This window comes from Paenibacillus ihbetae (assembly GCF_002741055.1).
Classification (GTDB): domain Bacteria; phylum Bacillota; class Bacilli; order Paenibacillales; family Paenibacillaceae; genus Paenibacillus_AQ; species Paenibacillus_AQ ihbetae.
Genome location: NZ_CP016809.1, coordinates 4,323,759 through 4,337,916 on the forward strand (window position 1 = coordinate 4,323,759; position 14,158 = coordinate 4,337,916).

17 protein-coding genes are annotated in these 14,158 nt (G+C 55.6%); all 17 read left to right on the forward strand.

Annotated features, from left to right (window positions below):
• The first annotated feature begins 20 nt into the window (after positions 1-20).
• The 17 genes from BBD41_RS19310 (at position 21) to BBD41_RS19385 (ending at position 13,922) form a co-directional block, all read left to right on the forward strand.
• A complete protein-coding gene (locus BBD41_RS19310) occupies positions 21-818 on the forward strand; it encodes a TetR/AcrR family transcriptional regulator (protein ID WP_077568042.1) in 798 nt (265 codons plus the stop codon).
• Positions 819-1,088: 270 nt separating this feature from the next.
• The gene (locus BBD41_RS19315; RefSeq protein ID WP_077568041.1) at positions 1,089-2,045 is read left to right on the forward strand and encodes an alpha/beta fold hydrolase; all 957 of its coding nucleotides are present in this window, start codon (positions 1,089-1,091) and stop codon (positions 2,043-2,045) included.
• Positions 2,046-2,374: 329 nt separating this feature from the next.
• The gene (locus BBD41_RS19320) at positions 2,375-3,229 is read left to right on the forward strand and encodes a hypothetical protein (RefSeq protein WP_099478475.1); all 855 of its coding nucleotides are present in this window, start codon (positions 2,375-2,377) and stop codon (positions 3,227-3,229) included.
• Positions 3,230-3,241: 12 nt separating this feature from the next.
• Positions 3,242-3,451 (forward strand): YqzN/YkzM domain-containing protein, encoded by a 210-nt coding sequence (locus BBD41_RS19325; RefSeq protein ID WP_099478476.1) that lies wholly within the window; start codon positions 3,242-3,244, stop codon positions 3,449-3,451.
• Between the two features lie 2 nt (positions 3,452-3,453).
• Complete coding sequence (locus tag BBD41_RS19330) at positions 3,454-4,923, forward strand: phage tail sheath family protein (protein ID WP_099478477.1); 1,470 nt, start codon at positions 3,454-3,456, stop codon at positions 4,921-4,923.
• Between the two features lie 143 nt (positions 4,924-5,066).
• Positions 5,067-5,474: a phage tail tube protein gene (locus BBD41_RS19335; RefSeq protein WP_007132045.1), complete on the forward strand. Its 408-nt coding sequence runs from the start codon at positions 5,067-5,069 to the stop codon at positions 5,472-5,474.
• Between the two features lie 176 nt (positions 5,475-5,650).
• Positions 5,651-6,085: a phage tail assembly chaperone gene (locus BBD41_RS19340; protein WP_007132046.1), complete on the forward strand. Its 435-nt coding sequence runs from the start codon at positions 5,651-5,653 to the stop codon at positions 6,083-6,085.
• A 23-nt stretch (positions 6,086-6,108) separates the two neighbouring features.
• The gene (locus BBD41_RS30490; protein ID WP_257790686.1) at positions 6,109-6,243 is read left to right on the forward strand and encodes a hypothetical protein; all 135 of its coding nucleotides are present in this window, start codon (positions 6,109-6,111) and stop codon (positions 6,241-6,243) included.
• A gap of 14 nt (positions 6,244-6,257) precedes the next feature.
• Positions 6,258-8,024, forward strand: a complete 1,767-nt coding sequence (locus BBD41_RS19345; protein ID WP_099478478.1) for a TrbL/VirB6 family protein — start codon at positions 6,258-6,260, stop codon at positions 8,022-8,024.
• Positions 8,025-8,088: 64 nt separating this feature from the next.
• Positions 8,089-8,724 (forward strand): LysM peptidoglycan-binding domain-containing protein, encoded by a 636-nt coding sequence (locus BBD41_RS19350; protein ID WP_099478479.1) that lies wholly within the window; start codon positions 8,089-8,091, stop codon positions 8,722-8,724.
• Entirely contained in the window at positions 8,721-9,698 is a 978-nt protein-coding gene (locus BBD41_RS19355; protein ID WP_099478480.1) for an XkdQ/YqbQ family protein, read from the forward strand. The genes BBD41_RS19350 and BBD41_RS19355 overlap by 4 nt, the downstream gene beginning before the upstream one ends.
• Positions 9,691-10,080 carry a hypothetical protein gene (locus BBD41_RS19360; protein WP_099478481.1) on the forward strand — a complete coding sequence of 130 codons (390 nt, stop codon included), beginning with the start codon at positions 9,691-9,693 and terminating at the stop codon, positions 10,078-10,080. Before BBD41_RS19355 ends, BBD41_RS19360 begins: the two co-directional genes overlap by 8 nt.
• A complete protein-coding gene (locus BBD41_RS19365; RefSeq protein WP_099478482.1) occupies positions 10,073-10,534 on the forward strand; it encodes a DUF2634 domain-containing protein in 462 nt (153 codons plus the stop codon). Before BBD41_RS19360 ends, BBD41_RS19365 begins: the two co-directional genes overlap by 8 nt.
• Positions 10,534-11,688 (forward strand): baseplate J/gp47 family protein, encoded by a 1,155-nt coding sequence (locus BBD41_RS19370; RefSeq protein ID WP_099478483.1) that lies wholly within the window; start codon positions 10,534-10,536, stop codon positions 11,686-11,688. The genes BBD41_RS19365 and BBD41_RS19370 overlap by 1 nt, the downstream gene beginning before the upstream one ends.
• On the forward strand, positions 11,681-12,247 hold the full coding sequence (locus BBD41_RS19375) for a YmfQ family protein (RefSeq protein WP_099478484.1): 567 nt from the start codon (positions 11,681-11,683) through the stop codon (positions 12,245-12,247). Before BBD41_RS19370 ends, BBD41_RS19375 begins: the two co-directional genes overlap by 8 nt.
• Position 12,248: 1 nt before the next feature.
• Entirely contained in the window at positions 12,249-13,625 is a 1,377-nt protein-coding gene (locus BBD41_RS19380) for a hypothetical protein (protein ID WP_099478485.1), read from the forward strand.
• 81 nt (positions 13,626-13,706) lie between these two features.
• Positions 13,707-13,922 carry a hypothetical protein gene (locus BBD41_RS19385; RefSeq protein ID WP_157929318.1) on the forward strand — a complete coding sequence of 72 codons (216 nt, stop codon included), beginning with the start codon at positions 13,707-13,709 and terminating at the stop codon, positions 13,920-13,922.
• Positions 13,923-14,158: the final 236 nt, after the last annotated feature.

Sequence of the window (14,158 nt, forward strand, 5' to 3'; positions counted from 1 at the left end):
AGATCGAGGTGTGGGCCGATATGGATTCCAAGTCCAGAATCGTAGAAATTGCGTTAAGCATGGCGGACCGCCTGCCTCTTGATAAAATCAATTATGCCGATATCGCTGAAGCAGCGGGGGTTCACTGGACAACGGTCAGGCGTCATCTTGGCAGCAAGGAGCAGATGAGGGCATACCTCGCCGATCAGCTAAGCGATCAAGGGAGGGATCCGGCCAAGGCCGATACCCGTACGAAAATATTGGAGTCAGCTCGAAGCGTATTTGCACGCTGCGGTTACAATGGTGCTACGCTCGATCAGGTAGCTGCCGATGCCGGCATGAGCAAGGGGGCGGTATACTGGCACTATGCCAGCAAGCAGGATCTTTATATGGCACTGCTCGAGCATAACGTTGCCGCGCAGCGGCGGCTGATTCCCATGCAGGCACAAGCCGTCCTGGAGGCTGAAGATCCGATCCAAGCGCTATCGTTCTGGCTCCGCGGGCAGTTCCGTGCCTGTTTGGAGCATCCGGACTCCGCCCTGTTGTTCCTGGAGTTTCTTGTATCCAGCCGCGAGCGGGGTATCCGGGAGAAGCTGGCGGCTGTATTCGACGAGATGCATGAGCAGGTGTCGCACATGCTCGCCGAGCTCCAGCGAAGCGGCCGGCTGTCCGGCAAGGCGGATGCTAAAGCGATGTCCGTGTATATTCAATCCGTGATGCACGGATTGATGGTTACCGCTGTCATTCATCGGGACGATATGGAGCTGGATTCGATGATGGACGATTTTGCCGGCATGCTGTGGAACGGAATAGATCCTCGTCCCTCTCCCGAGCGCTGAGCAGCACGGGGATATGCTCTAAATGCGTTCACAGCGGACGGCTTATTACCGCGTGCCTCTCCCGGCCAGCGGAATACTGATGACTGCTGCATGATGATCAGCGTCGACGCTCGGAGGACAAGCCTTCAAAGCAAGGTTTACGCCACCCAATTCGCTCTGACAGAGACTTGAGGGTCTCTCAGACGTTTGGGTGGTTAAACTGTATTTTTTATGTCGTGAACATACTAAAAAGTACGTGAAAGATATACTATAAAGAATTGAGGGATCAGCATGTTATTTGCGTTCGGAACAGCTGTCGTTATTTTATTTCTTCTATATATATTTAGCGTATTCACCGTATGGTGCGCGAAGCGATTATATCCGCCTGCCGGATCGTTCGTGGAGGCTGAGGGGGTTCGGCTGCATGTCCACGACGCAGGAAACGGACAGCCGATCGTATTTTTGCATGGCGGGGTGCTGTGGGGAGAGGATTTCAAGGAAGCCTCAGCATGGGCAGTCCGTCAAGGGTACCGGGCGTTAGCCTTCGATCGTCCCGGGTACGGGTACAGCGGAAGATTCCGCAAGGGAATAACAACGCCGAAGGATCAGGCAAGGCTGCTGCATGGCGCGCTGCATCAGCTGGGAGCCGAGCGGCCGATCCTGGTCGCGCATTCATGGAGCGGGGTATTGGCGCTGACCTATGCGCTCGATTACCCGGATGAGCTGTCAGGGCTGGTCATCATAGGTGGAGGGATGTATAGAAAGCATTATCCGGCTGCGGAGGGAGACCTGCTGTCAAAGCTCGTGACCATGCCGATTCTTGGCAGCTTGTTCCTCTATACGCTTCTGGTCCCGATGGGACGGCTGCTATCGAGCGGTATGATGCGGGCCACCTTTGCTCCCGAACCGGTCCCGCCGGAATACGGAAGGGCCGTCCGTGCTTTATGGTTCCGGCCCGGTCAATTCCGGGCCAACCGTGAGGACGTACTGGCATTCGCCCAAGCGTGTGACGACATTTCCGAGAGATACGGGGAGATCACGGTGCCAGTCGTCATCGCAGCCGGCGAAGCGGATCCGTTCCCGACGCTGGTGCACAGCACCTGGCTGCATCGGGAGATTCCGCATTCCAAGCTGATCATGCACCCCGATGCCGGGCATATGATTCCGCAGCTGCACCCCGGCATCGTGATGGACAGCATACAGATGCTGATCTCGTTAGAGCAAGAAGGGGCAATCGAAGCGCACTAGTCGCAGGCCTTCGGGAAGGTATCGTCTTTTTACCGCCGCAAGTCATCCCAAACTTCGCCGAATGTTCGCCGATTCCCCGTCTCCGCTTGGTGCGGACCGGTGTAAGATTATAGCATCGGGAATGAAGCGAAAGGGCAGCACCGCTAACCCCGCACAGGAAATGTGAACCGGCCATGGAGCCGGTTTTTTTATGCGGACAAGCCCCCTTAGCCTCATTCCCGTTTCATTATCACACAGGAAGGAGGGGGCCGTATGAATGGGCAAACGAACGAATGGATAAGCAAGTCGTTGTGTCACCGGATGCCGGTTTCGCTTCGGCTATATGTTGAATGAGAGAAGCGATTAAACAGGCCGTTATCCAATTGGTACCGGAGCTTGCGGGACGGATTTATGACGCGCATCCGCCAGAGAGCGCTGCAGATGATTTCTTTGCCGTTGTGCAGCTTGGCGAGGATGTATGGAAATCACCGTGGGCCGGCTACCGTCAGGTGATCAGGCTGAAGCTGTACGCGGGCGGGACTGCCGCTGCACGTCAGCTGGATTCGCAGGCGGAACGGCTCATACAGGGACTGCATCGGAAGCGGGTAACGGGTCCGGAAGACCATGCCTTCAAGCTTCATTATCTCGGCGTTCCGGAAGCGGATCAGCGGGATTTCAGCCTCGGCCGCACGCTCCGGGTGATCCGTTTCGGCGTTTATGTCCCGGAGGCGTCAGCCAGCGGCCATGACTCCGGAAGCAACGGCGAACCGGATGAGTGGCTTTCCGCGCTGATCGCGTGGACCTCCAAGCAGCTCGGAAGCAGCTGGAGCGTGTACCGGACGGCATGGCCGGCGGACCGGGAAGATCATGCCGTGCTGTGGCGATTGTCGGGATGCGAGACGAAGATGGCCGGAGCCTCCGTCTACGAAATCAGCAAGAGCTTCACTGGTCATGTGGCGTCTACTTCTTCAGAGCATGAACAGTTAACGGCATTTTCGCTGGTGGAGTCGCTTGGCTCCGAGGCCCAGCTGCTGCTTGATCCCGAAGCTGGCCGGTATTTGTCCGTCGCCGGCATTTCCGGCGATTTGGAGGCCGATGCGATTTTGAACGGTCAGCTCAAGCTGACGCTCATCCAGCGGCAGATGCGTTCGGCGCAGGAGGCCGCAAGGATTCGCCGCGTTCATGTTCATCCGATTCTAAATTAAGGAGGGCTCGAGATGGCGGTTAAGAAATCTATCAAGACGGAAGTGAACAGCGGAAGCGAGCCGCGGTACACATTGGCTGAGCTGACGGCTCATGCCAAGGAACGGTTCGGCGTCCGGCCTGAAGTCATTACCGGCGCTATGTACGGAGCAGCGGGCGAGCTGTTTACCGTAGCGGAGGTACAGGAACAAATCAAACATTTTATGAAAGCGAAGGTGGACTGATTATGGCGGGAGGAACATGGGATAGCACGAATAAACCGGTATTGCCGGGTTTGTATATGAATTTTAAAGCGGCGGCAGCCTCGGCGATTCAAGGCGGCGCACGTGGGACGGTCATCGTTCCCGTAAAGGCGAACTGGGGACCGGTACGCGAGTTTGTCGAGATCGGAAACGAGCATGCGATCGGCGAGTTATTCTCCGCAGATCACGAGAATGGAGCAACCGCTTACCGGACGCTGTATCTGGCGCTGCTGGGCGGTCCGAAAAAGCTGCTCGCGTACCGTCTTGCGGACAGCACGGCTTCGGTGGCGTCCGTTACGCTGCAAGATGGCGAAGCGACGCCGTCCGATGTGCTGCAGCTTCAGGCTAAATACCCGGGCAGCCGCGGAAACGGCTTCTCGGTAACGATTCAGCCGTCGCTGATGGATCCGGCCGCTCGGGAGCTCCGCCTGTATGAAGGGGCCAAGCTGCTCGGCACCTATATTGGCGCCGACGGTACGGCCGCATCGATCGCTGCGAAGGTGAATGAGGACGCGGAGAACGTCTGGGTGAGCGCGACCGTGCTCGGCGATGGCAGCGCAGTGCCTGCCGACGTCAACGGCGCAGCATTCACCGGCGGAACCAGCGGCAACAGCGGAATTGCCAATGCGGATTATCTAGAGTTTCAAGAAGCCGCCGAAGGCCGGCAGTTCGATGTCGTGGCACTGGACGATGCGGCCGACATGTCCTTGCTTCAGAGCTTTGCCGCTTGGGTGAAGCGCCTCCGCCAGGAAGGTCGCGGAGTTATGGCCGTATTCGGCGGAAGCGCGGCCGACGATGTGTCCAAGGATGCGCCGAAGACCGCAGCCGCCCGTTCGCTTGCGCTGAACCATGAAGGCGTTGTGAACGTCGGCACCGGCGTGCGCTTGTCCGGCGTGGTTTACAGCTCTGCGCAGACAGCCGCCTATGTGGCTGGCTTGATTGCAGGTCAGCGGCTGAACCAGTCCGCTACATATGCGGTGACGCCATTTGAGGATGTCACCCGCCGGTGGAGCCGCTCGGAACAGGAGCTTGCGGTTCAGAACGGTGTTTTCCTGCTTATCTTTGACGGACGCCAGGTGAAAGCTTTGCGGGGCATTAATACGCTCGTGAATCCGGCGGAGGGCCAGAACAATGCGTGGAAGAAGATTCGTTCGATCCGCGTCATGGATGCCATTCATGCCGACCTGCAGGCGGCCGCTGAAGGCACGTACATCGGCAAGGTGAATAACACCGAGGAAGGCAGGCTAGCGCTGATCGGGGCCGTGAAGGAATATTTGGGCCAGCTGTCGCTGAGCAACGTCATCGAGCCGGACGGCTATGACGTCATTCTGGACCCTGCCTACTACGGCGATTCCGCGGTGAAGCAGCCGGAGCCGGATCAAGTGTTCCTGCAATGGAACGTGAAGCTGACCGATGTGATGGAGCAGCTGTTTGGCACGTTTTACGTGCAATAAAGGCAGAAGTGGCTTACGGTAACGTGAAGAGCCGTATCGGCAAGGGCGCAGGGCGATTTAGGAACGAGTGGACCGGTTCGACTTTTGCGGCACCGTGAAGCCCGGTCAATCCAATCATTCAAAAATGCTGAGGAGGAATATCTATGTTGGATGCTTCAAGAGTCATTATGGGAACGTATGGCCAGGCCTATATCGACGGGGTATGGCAGACGCATATTAACAAGCTGGAAGCGAGCGTGGAGCTTGAGAAGCGCGAGCTGAAGCTGGTCGGCAACGACTGGACGGTGCATAAGAGCGGGAGCAAAAAAGGCACCGGCACGATGAGCGGCTATAAGGTCACATCGGACATGATCGCCCGCGGCTTTACGAAGTTCGATATTATTTCCAAGCTGGACGACCCGGAATCGTACGGTCATGAGCGCGTGCGCCTGATCCGCTGCATGCCGGACAAGATCCAGCTCGCGAACTGGACTGCGGGTGAAGAAGTGCAGGAGGAGACATCGTTCACCTTTGAGGGGTACGAGCTGCTCGATCCGATTTCGGCGGACTAATATTTCTATTATAAGAGTGAAAATAGCATAAATATGCAGCATCGATCGATGATACATGCCGTGAATGTTGGGAGATGCTGCTCTTTTTATGGGAAAAGAGATGAATGGTTCACGCCTTGAATAACTGGTGGAGTGAACGATTGAAAGGCTAAAGAATCGGGAAAGGGGACAACGATGTGAGCTTGAACGAGCATTTGAGCGAAGAGCAAATTTTGGACAGCCTGTTCGAGGCGGCGGAGAAGCTGCCGGAGGAAACGGTGCGCATCAAGCGGCTCGATATGCAAATCGTGCTGCACGGTTTGACTTCGAGCAAGGTGGACAGCATCCGGGAGCGCTGCACGGTCCGCCGGAACGTGAAAGGCGCGGTGGATGAGAAGGTGGATACGGAGACGTTCAACGCGCTCCTGATTTCGGAAGCGACCGGCAGCTTGTCCGTCAAAGGGCTGACGCTGAACGGCTGGGGCGATCCGCGCATCACCAGCCGCTTGAAGCTGTCGGGCGGAGAGCAGGCGGTCCGCCGGATGCTGCTGGCCGGGGAGCTGGATGCCGTCGGCGATAAGGTGCTTGAGCTGTCCGGCTTCGGAGTCGAGATCGCCGACCTAAAAAACTGATCGGCTCCGGGGGAATGACTACGATGCTGTACCACTTATGGGCCCGGCATCACCTTCTCCCCGGAGAGTTTTGGCGGCTGCCGCGAGGCGAGCGCTTATTGCTGCTCGCTTTTTCCCAGGAGGAAATGGACCGGCTCGCAGATCAGAGCGAAATGTGAGGAGGTGAATCGATATGGCTGAAGCCATGAACTACCGGATGAATCTGGTCATTGATCCGAAAAACGTCATCAAGGCGAACCGCGAGCTGCGCGCCATGGAGCGCTACTTCGAACGCATCCAGGGCCGGGTGCTGCGAATCGGCAGAACCCGCATGGCACCGGAGATCGTGCTGAAGGACCGCGCCTCCAAAGGCCTGGACAACCTGCTGGCCAAGATCAACCGCGTGAAATCGCAGGTGATCAATGCTTCGGGGAATGTGAATATGAATGTGAATGTCAAGCATTCCGCGCAGCCGCTGAACTTCGATCCCTTAGTAAAGGCACTTAAAGAAAATACAGTTGCCTTGAAGGGCCTTGCCGACGCGCTTGCGAAACTGCAGCTTGGCGGCGGGGGAGGAGCACAGAAGCCGAAATCCAAGCTTGATCATGCCATCGATATGTTTGGGGCAATGAAAACATTCGGAGGAGGTGCTAAAAGCGTAGGCGAGCTGCGCGATAAGACGAAAAAGGTAGGCGATGCCTGGCTTGGAAATGATACCAAAGCGAACAAAGACTCCTCCAATTCGGAGAGCTCCTATCCTAAAGAATCCAGAGTGGAGCGAGGGAGAAGGCAGCGAAAGGGAAGGGGATTTAGAACGATCGCTGCCGCGGGTGACTTGATTGAAACCGTAGGTAATGCAGGTACGGGGATTCTCGGAGGAGCCAGAGACTTCTGGAAAAGCGGAAGCGCGCTTTTTGGCGGTGGCAGCAGCGCCCCTGCGACCAGCGGGATAAGCGCAGGAAGCAGTCCGGCTGCACAAGCAGTGGCGAATCCTGGCAGCAAGGCTGCCGCGACACCGGCAGATAAAATAGCGGACACTGGCAGTACGGCATCTGGAGCGGGCAAAGGCACGGACAACGGGGCAGCTTCGCAAGCGGCGGTAGCAGCAGATCCAAAGGTTGCTGCTTCCAAGGTGTCAGCAGGAGCAGTTCCAAACAAGCTTGCTTCCGGCTTCTTAAAGGGAGCAGGCAAGCGAATCTTGGGACCTTTAGGCTTCTTAGCTGACGTTAACGATATTGCGGCGGCCAAACCCGGAAAAGAGCGCAATCAAGCGATCGGCTCTGCCGTTGGCGGTGGTATAGGCGCAACGATCGGCGGCGCGATCGGGTCCGTTATCCCGGTGGCCGGCACCTTGGTAGGTTCGACCGTCGGCGGCGCTGTCGGCAGCTTCGTGGGCGAAAAAATCGGCGGTGCAATTAACGGGATTACGAAAACGTTCAAGTCGGGCGGAGATAAGGTATCGAAATGGTTCTCCAACACGTTCTCGTTCGGGAAAAAGAAAAAGGACGTTGTTGCCGAGGCAAAGCCGGCTCCGAAGCCGGCGGCACCAGCCGTTTCTGCCCCAAGTGCCATGATTGCCAATCCGGCACCAGCAATACCTGCGGGTCCGGCAACCCCACGCCCGCCATCCGCCCCAGTCCTTCCATACTCCGGATCATCTTTCGGTCCACCGGCCATTGATCCCGCCCGAAGCCAGGCGTATGCCGCCGGCAAGCAGATGTCGCCGCAAATGGTTCAGATCAGTCCGGAGCAAATGAGCGCGCTGACGGGATATTTGCGGGATTCCAAAACGGAGGCGACAACCAACTATAATCTTCCGCCTGGAGCGGTGCAGGTTACGGTGCGTGAGGAGCATCCGGTGGATGTGGAGGGATTGATTCTGCAGGTCGGACAGCGCCTGAGAGCGGAGTTGATGAAAGCATCCCAGAACCGGAAGCCGGCTGCGCCTATGCCATATTAACGGTTGGAGGCACTAGGCAGGCAAGAAACTTTAGCAGCATTTTAACGGAAAGGAGGGGCCGGCGATGGAGTTTATTTTGAAGAACGGCAAGGGGAAGGAATTTATATTTCCGGTTAATCCCGAGGAAGTGACCATTTCACGGCAAAAGGGCTTTGAAACGGCAACGATTCTAACCTTTGGCGAGTTTGATTTTCCGCAGGGAAACAAAATCAAGGAAATATCCTTCTCTTCTTTTTTTCCAAAAGAGTTCGACGAATCATACTGCAAAGGAAGCCGGGATTCGCACCCGAAACCGCAAACGGCCATGAATACGCTCAATGAGTTCCTGGTGTCCAAAACGCCGCTTCAGTTTATCATTACCGAAACCGCGGTCAATGTACCGGTGTTCGTGGTTTCCCATCAAACGACGTTTCGCGGCGGGGAGCAGGGGGATGTGTATTTCGACCTGACCCTCCGGACGTGGAGTGAGATGAAAGTAGCGAAAACCGCCGGCGCATCGGGCATCAACAAAAAGCCGCGGGCCGACATGAAGGAGAAAAGCAAGACTTACACGGTCAAGCCGGGGGACTCCCTCTCCAAAATCGCCAAGCTGGAGCTCGGGGACAGCTCGAAATGGAACCAGATCTATACACTGAACCGGCAAGCGATCGGCAACAATCCAAATGCCATTAAACCCGGTCAAAAGCTGGTGCTGCCATGAGTTATAAAGTGATTTTGCAGGACAAATACGATTTGTCGCCTCTGGTGGAAGCTATCAACTTAAGGGATTCCCTGGAGCAGGTCGCCTATCAAGGCACGGTGAACCTGGTGGTGACGCCGGACTTGCCGCCGATTTCACCCGGGATGGCGATTCGGATCAGCGGTATTCCCTATGGGAAGAAGGACTATGTTCCCCTGCTCCATCCAGCTGTGGTTTGGGAAGCGGAGACTACGAACAATGGCGTGAAGCGGATGACGCTGACGATCTATGACCGGACGGTCTATCTGGATAAATCCGAGGATGAATATTTGTTCCCGGCAAAACAGACGGCAACGCAGCGCTTCAAAAAGTACGCGGCCGACTGGAACATCAAGATTGCCCATCTGCCCGATACCGAAAAACAGCTCGGACGCTCCGTTTACCGGACGCAGTCGATCTATGCCAGCATGTTCGCGGATTTGCGGGAAACGGCCAAGGCCGGCGGCAAGCTGTACCATCCGCGCATGGTCCCTTCGGGACTTGAGCTGTATGAGCTGGGGTCAAACCGCGAGGTATACGTCTTAGAGACGTTAACCGATACGATTCAGCAGCGGACGCTCGAAGGGGCGGCGACCAAGGTCAAGGTGCTGGCAACATCGGCCAGCGAGACCGGGAAGGAGGTCCCTTCGAAGGTAATGGCCATCGAAGAGAAGGATATCGCCAAATACGGGCAGCTGCAGGCGATCATCCAGGACGATGAGGTGAAATCCGCCGCGGCCGCGCGTCAGTTGGTCCGAAGCAGACTCCGGGGAATCCGGGAGACGATCACGGTAAACGCTCCGGACATCAACACAATTCGCGCAGGAGATGCCGTCATCCTCGGTTCGTCGAAGCTGCTTGTGATTTCGGTCAGCCGGGAGCTCGGCAATCCGGGAAGCATGATGCTGGAGCTTGGGAGCTATGACGATGTAAAAAGGAGGTTTTATCTTGAGTAAAGACCCCTATGGACAATTGGCATCCTCCTTACTGTCTTCCTTCCATAAGCAGACCCGCCAAGCGATCGGCGGAGTGGGAGCCGTACTCGGCACGATAACTTCGACCGGACTCAAGCTGGATGATTTCAAGCATGAGCTGCAAGAGTATATGGTTGCCGAGCTTCCGGGCCAATTGTCGCTGCCTCGCCGAACCGTAGAAGGAACGATCAGCGGAGATGGCGGCAAGACGGCAGTCTCTTTGGAAATGGAGGAAACGGAAGTGGAGGAGGCACTCTGGAAGCTGAACCAAGGATTACAGCCCGGTGATCGAGTGCTGGCGGTACGCGTCAACGGCGGCCATGACGTCGTCGTGGTGTGCAAGGTGGTGAGCGGCCATGGCTAATTTGTTCCCCGAAACGGAGGACATGATCTGGACCGATTCAGTTGGGCCTGAAACGTCCGAAGATCACGGGGCCGTTTTTGGGCGGAGCTGGCGGTTTGATTTTGAAGCCGGAGAATTTGTCATGACCCCAACCCGAAAATTGGTTGCCGCGGATGAGAAGGATGCATGGGTCGTCTGGTGTGAAAAAACGATTCGAACTCCCCGCTACCGGCATTTGATCTATTCTCGCGGCTATGGCAGTGAATTGGAGGAGCTGATCGGCAAGGGGCATGGCCGTCCGTTATTGGAGAGCGAAATCCGGCGGATGGTATCCGAAGCGCTGCTGGCGGATGCCCGCACGGAGAGCGTGGATCAATTCCAGTTTGAATGGGAAGGGGAAGCCTGCCGTTTTAGCTGCCGCATCACGAGCGTACGGGATGAGACGGAAATGATAGAAAGCGTGGTGATGACCTGATGGCCGATGTGCCGATGTATTTGCAGGAACAGACGGAAGAGAACATTTTGAACCGCATGCTGGCAAAAGTGCCTTCGGATATCGATAAATCCGAGGGCTCTTTTATTTGGGACGCGCAGGCGCCGGTGGCGTTCATGCTGTCCGAAGCGGCCCTGTGGGCGCAGGAGCTGCTTCGCCGAGGATTTGCCAGCACGGCGGCCAGCGACTCCCCGGATATCCGCTCAGCCGAGCTGGATCTTCGGACCGCCGAGCATGGCGTCACAAGACGCGACGCGGTAGCTTCATCGGGAAGTGTCGTGTTTACGGGGAAACCGGGCACGAATGTCCCGAAGGGAACGTATGTGGCAACGCCGGCAGACGAGACGACAGGGGAGTCCTCGGTAGAGTATGTCACGACAGCGAGTGTCACGCTAGGACAGGACGGCACCGGCTCAGCCCCGATCCGTGCCGTAACTCCAGGGAAGAGCGGCAATGTGCCGGCAGGGGTCATCCAGCTGATGATGACCTCCGTCAGCGGCGTCACGTCCGTGACGAATCCCGAGCCGACGCGAAGCGGCACTGATATTGAGACGGATCAGTCGCTGCTGGAGCGATTTTACGCAAAGGTCCGAAGCCAGGGGACCAGCGGCAACAAAGCGCAGTATATGCAGTGGGCCAGCGAAATACCCGGCGTCGGCGGCGTGGAGGTCGCTCCGCTGTGGGCCGGACCGGGGACGGTCGGCCTCTATTTGCTGGACACGGACAAGCGGGCGGCTAGCCAGGAGATCGTGGATGCCGTCCAGCAGCATATCGACCCGACGCAGGATGGACAAGGGGAGGGGACGGCCCCGGCAGGTCCTATCGTCACCGTCATGCCGGCCGAGGAAGTCGAGATTCATATCTCGGTCAAGGTGCAGCGCACTCAGGAACAGCCGTCCACGATTGAGGAAATCCGGGCGCTGATCGAGGAAGGGGTCCAAGCTTACCTGCAGCAAATCGCGTTTAACCGGAAGGATCCGCTTGTCCGGTATACACGTATTGCCGCCGTGCTGCTGGATATCCCGATCATCGTCGACTATTCGGAGCTGACGATTAACGGCCATGCCGAGCAGCAAAACATCGAAATCGGCTCCGGCCAGGTGGCGGTGCTGGGGGCGGTGAGCGTAAGTGAATAAGGCGAGGATCAACAGCTTGCGGGGACGCGAGCTGTTTTCATATCTGCCGGCTTACTACGAGACGTCCCGCGTCATGCAGTCGGACATGGAGGCCAAGGGGAGCGAGCTGGACGCGCTGTATCAAGCGCTCAACGAAGCCGCGGACCAGTTCTTCGTCCGTACCGCGACTTGGGGGCTCGACCGCTGGGAGGAGGAGCTCGGTATCCCGACGGACCGGGCGAAGCCGATTGAGCAGCGGCGGGCTGTGCTGGAGTCGAAGCTGCGCGGAGCCGGAACCTTCTCCGGCCGGCTCGTCAAGAACGTCGCCGAAGCTTATGACGGCGGCGCGGTCGAGGTTACGTTTCAACCGGGGGAATGGCGATTTACCGTCCAGTTCGTCGACACGCTCGGCATTCCGCCGAACCTGGAGGATCTGAAGGCGGCGATCGAGGAGATCAAGCCGGCGCATTTGGCGGTGGATTATGCGTTCAATTACCTGCTCATCCGTGACATCCATGAGACAATGACCTTGGACGAGCTGGGACAGATGCCTTTAAACAAATTTGCAGGAGGTGCCTGAATTGGCCAGTAACACACCGAATTTAGGATTATTGAAAAAAGACCCGATGACGGATGGCAACGAGACATTCAACATCGAGACGATGCTGAACGAGAACTGGGACAAGATTGATACTGCCGTCGGGAGCTGTGAGGCTGAAATAACTAATTTAAAGCAATCTGGCGTTGACGGGAAAAATCAATTGGAAACCGCCATCATCGCCAAAGAAGGAACGGTTTCCAAGCAAGGGCAGATTGCAACGTTTGAGGAACTCAATGACGGGATTCGTTCCATCCCGACCGGTACAGATACAAGCGACGCAACTGCTGTGGCTGGAGATATTTTGGCATCTAAAACGGCCTACGGTCCTAACGGGAAAATAACCGGAACCATACCTAACCTTACCGGCATTAGAACAGCTACAGGCACGGCTAAATGGCCGGATGGAGCGCTCGCTGTATACCCTGAGAAGGGCTATCAAAAAGGTGGCGCTGGTGATGGAGAAATAAAAGTTACAACTGCACAATTGCAAGAAGCTGAATTAGCGCTTCGTTCCGAAAACATAAAGAATGGAGCCAATATTTTCGGCGTGGCTGGTAAATCTACCATAGTTGATACGGCTGACGCTTTACTCGATCCACAGTATTTGCTTGTTGGTCAATCGGGATATGACGACGGGTTTAAAAAAAACGGGCTGATGCCAAATCGAAGTGCGGAAAACCAACACATGCCGGGTTTAGAACAGACACTGTGGCCTGGGGATCGATATTTTATCCGCCCTCCACATGGCTATTATGACGGAAATACCTGGGTGGCAGCAACAGAGCCTGACTTGAAGCCTGAGAACATCCGCGCAGGTGTTAGGGTAGGTGGACCGGGGGGACCAGTGGGGACTTTTTCTCCAGGAAGTCGTAAGATGGTAACGAATTACCTTCCAGAAAAGGAAATTCCAGATCCTAACACTTGGTTGATCATGGACTTGTTTGTCATACCGCCTAGTAGTAATTATGTAGACGTTTTTACCACTAAAAATAACACAATTGACAAAATAGAATCGTTCACTATGGCGGACGATTATAGCACAATAAAGACCGCAGCCCTAGTCCTTATTGATGAAGCAGGGGTAATGTACACACTAGTGACGACGACATCAGGCGGCGCTGATATCAGGCAGAACCTAACGGGATTTTACATCGCCAGAAAAGAGCGTGCAGGAAGCATGTACAGCAGACCGTTTGTAGGAGATACTGAACCTAACGTTACACCAATGCCAGCGTTCCCTGCTAACTTTAATCTTCTAGGGCAGCTGCGATTCTGTAGTGCCCACATGTACTCGGGAAATGATATGAGGCCTATAGCAAGAGCATACGCCAGAGACTTAGTGGTTGTTACAACTTAAATAACAGTGACTATGGATATGTGCGTCATATACCAGAAAGCATCTGATCTGATTGGGCAAGTTCAGGAAGTCATTCTAGATTTGACGCAAAGATTGACGGTGGACGAGAAGAAAAAACTGTACTACGACTACTACGATCCCGAAACAATTGAAAACAATATATCTGATTTACAACTGGTGAATGCTGATCTGACCAAACGATTGGAAGCCACATCTTTGAGAGTGCCAATGACAAGTCAACAATCTCTTCCCTGGAGGATACCGTGGGGGCACTATTCTTGGAAGTTGCTGTCCTGAACGGAGGTGCTGAGTAAGATGCGGTAATGATAGCCTTTAAGACCTTTGTCACCGCAAAATTTACCTCACCGGAAGAGTACACGCTAATGACAAATGTTGAATATGCAGCATTGGGTGCTACAATTCGTTAGCCATTTTTATAATTATAACCTTAAAAAACATTATCAAGTGGTGTCTGATCTTTCGTAGAGATGAAAGTTGCAATTACTTAGCAATACTAAGCACATTATTTTGTT

What these genes read in the sequence shown, in the direction of transcription:
- BBD41_RS19310 (WP_077568042.1), top strand. Translation starts at nt 21, where the DNA reads ATGGATTCCAAGTCCAGAATCGTAGAAATTGCGTTAAGCATGGCGGAC.
- BBD41_RS19355 (WP_099478480.1), top strand. Translation starts at nt 8,721, where the DNA reads ATGAGTTATAAAGTGATTTTGCAGGACAAATACGATTTGTCGCCTCTG.
- BBD41_RS19315 (WP_077568041.1), top strand. Translation starts at nt 1,089, where the DNA reads ATGTTATTTGCGTTCGGAACAGCTGTCGTTATTTTATTTCTTCTATAT.
- BBD41_RS19335 (WP_007132045.1), top strand. Translation starts at nt 5,067, where the DNA reads ATGTTGGATGCTTCAAGAGTCATTATGGGAACGTATGGCCAGGCCTAT.
- BBD41_RS19370 (WP_099478483.1), top strand. Translation starts at nt 10,534, where the DNA reads ATGGCCGATGTGCCGATGTATTTGCAGGAACAGACGGAAGAGAACATT.
- BBD41_RS30490 (WP_257790686.1), top strand. Translation starts at nt 6,109, where the DNA reads ATGCTGTACCACTTATGGGCCCGGCATCACCTTCTCCCCGGAGAGTTT.
- BBD41_RS19345 (WP_099478478.1), top strand. Translation starts at nt 6,258, where the DNA reads ATGGCTGAAGCCATGAACTACCGGATGAATCTGGTCATTGATCCGAAA.
- BBD41_RS19325 (WP_099478476.1), top strand. Translation starts at nt 3,242, where the DNA reads ATGGCGGTTAAGAAATCTATCAAGACGGAAGTGAACAGCGGAAGCGAG.
- BBD41_RS19350 (WP_099478479.1), top strand. Translation starts at nt 8,089, where the DNA reads ATGGAGTTTATTTTGAAGAACGGCAAGGGGAAGGAATTTATATTTCCG.
- BBD41_RS19365 (WP_099478482.1), top strand. Translation starts at nt 10,073, where the DNA reads ATGGCTAATTTGTTCCCCGAAACGGAGGACATGATCTGGACCGATTCA.
- BBD41_RS19330 (WP_099478477.1), top strand. Translation starts at nt 3,454, where the DNA reads ATGGCGGGAGGAACATGGGATAGCACGAATAAACCGGTATTGCCGGGT.
- BBD41_RS19320 (WP_099478475.1), top strand. Translation starts at nt 2,375, where the DNA reads ATGAGAGAAGCGATTAAACAGGCCGTTATCCAATTGGTACCGGAGCTT.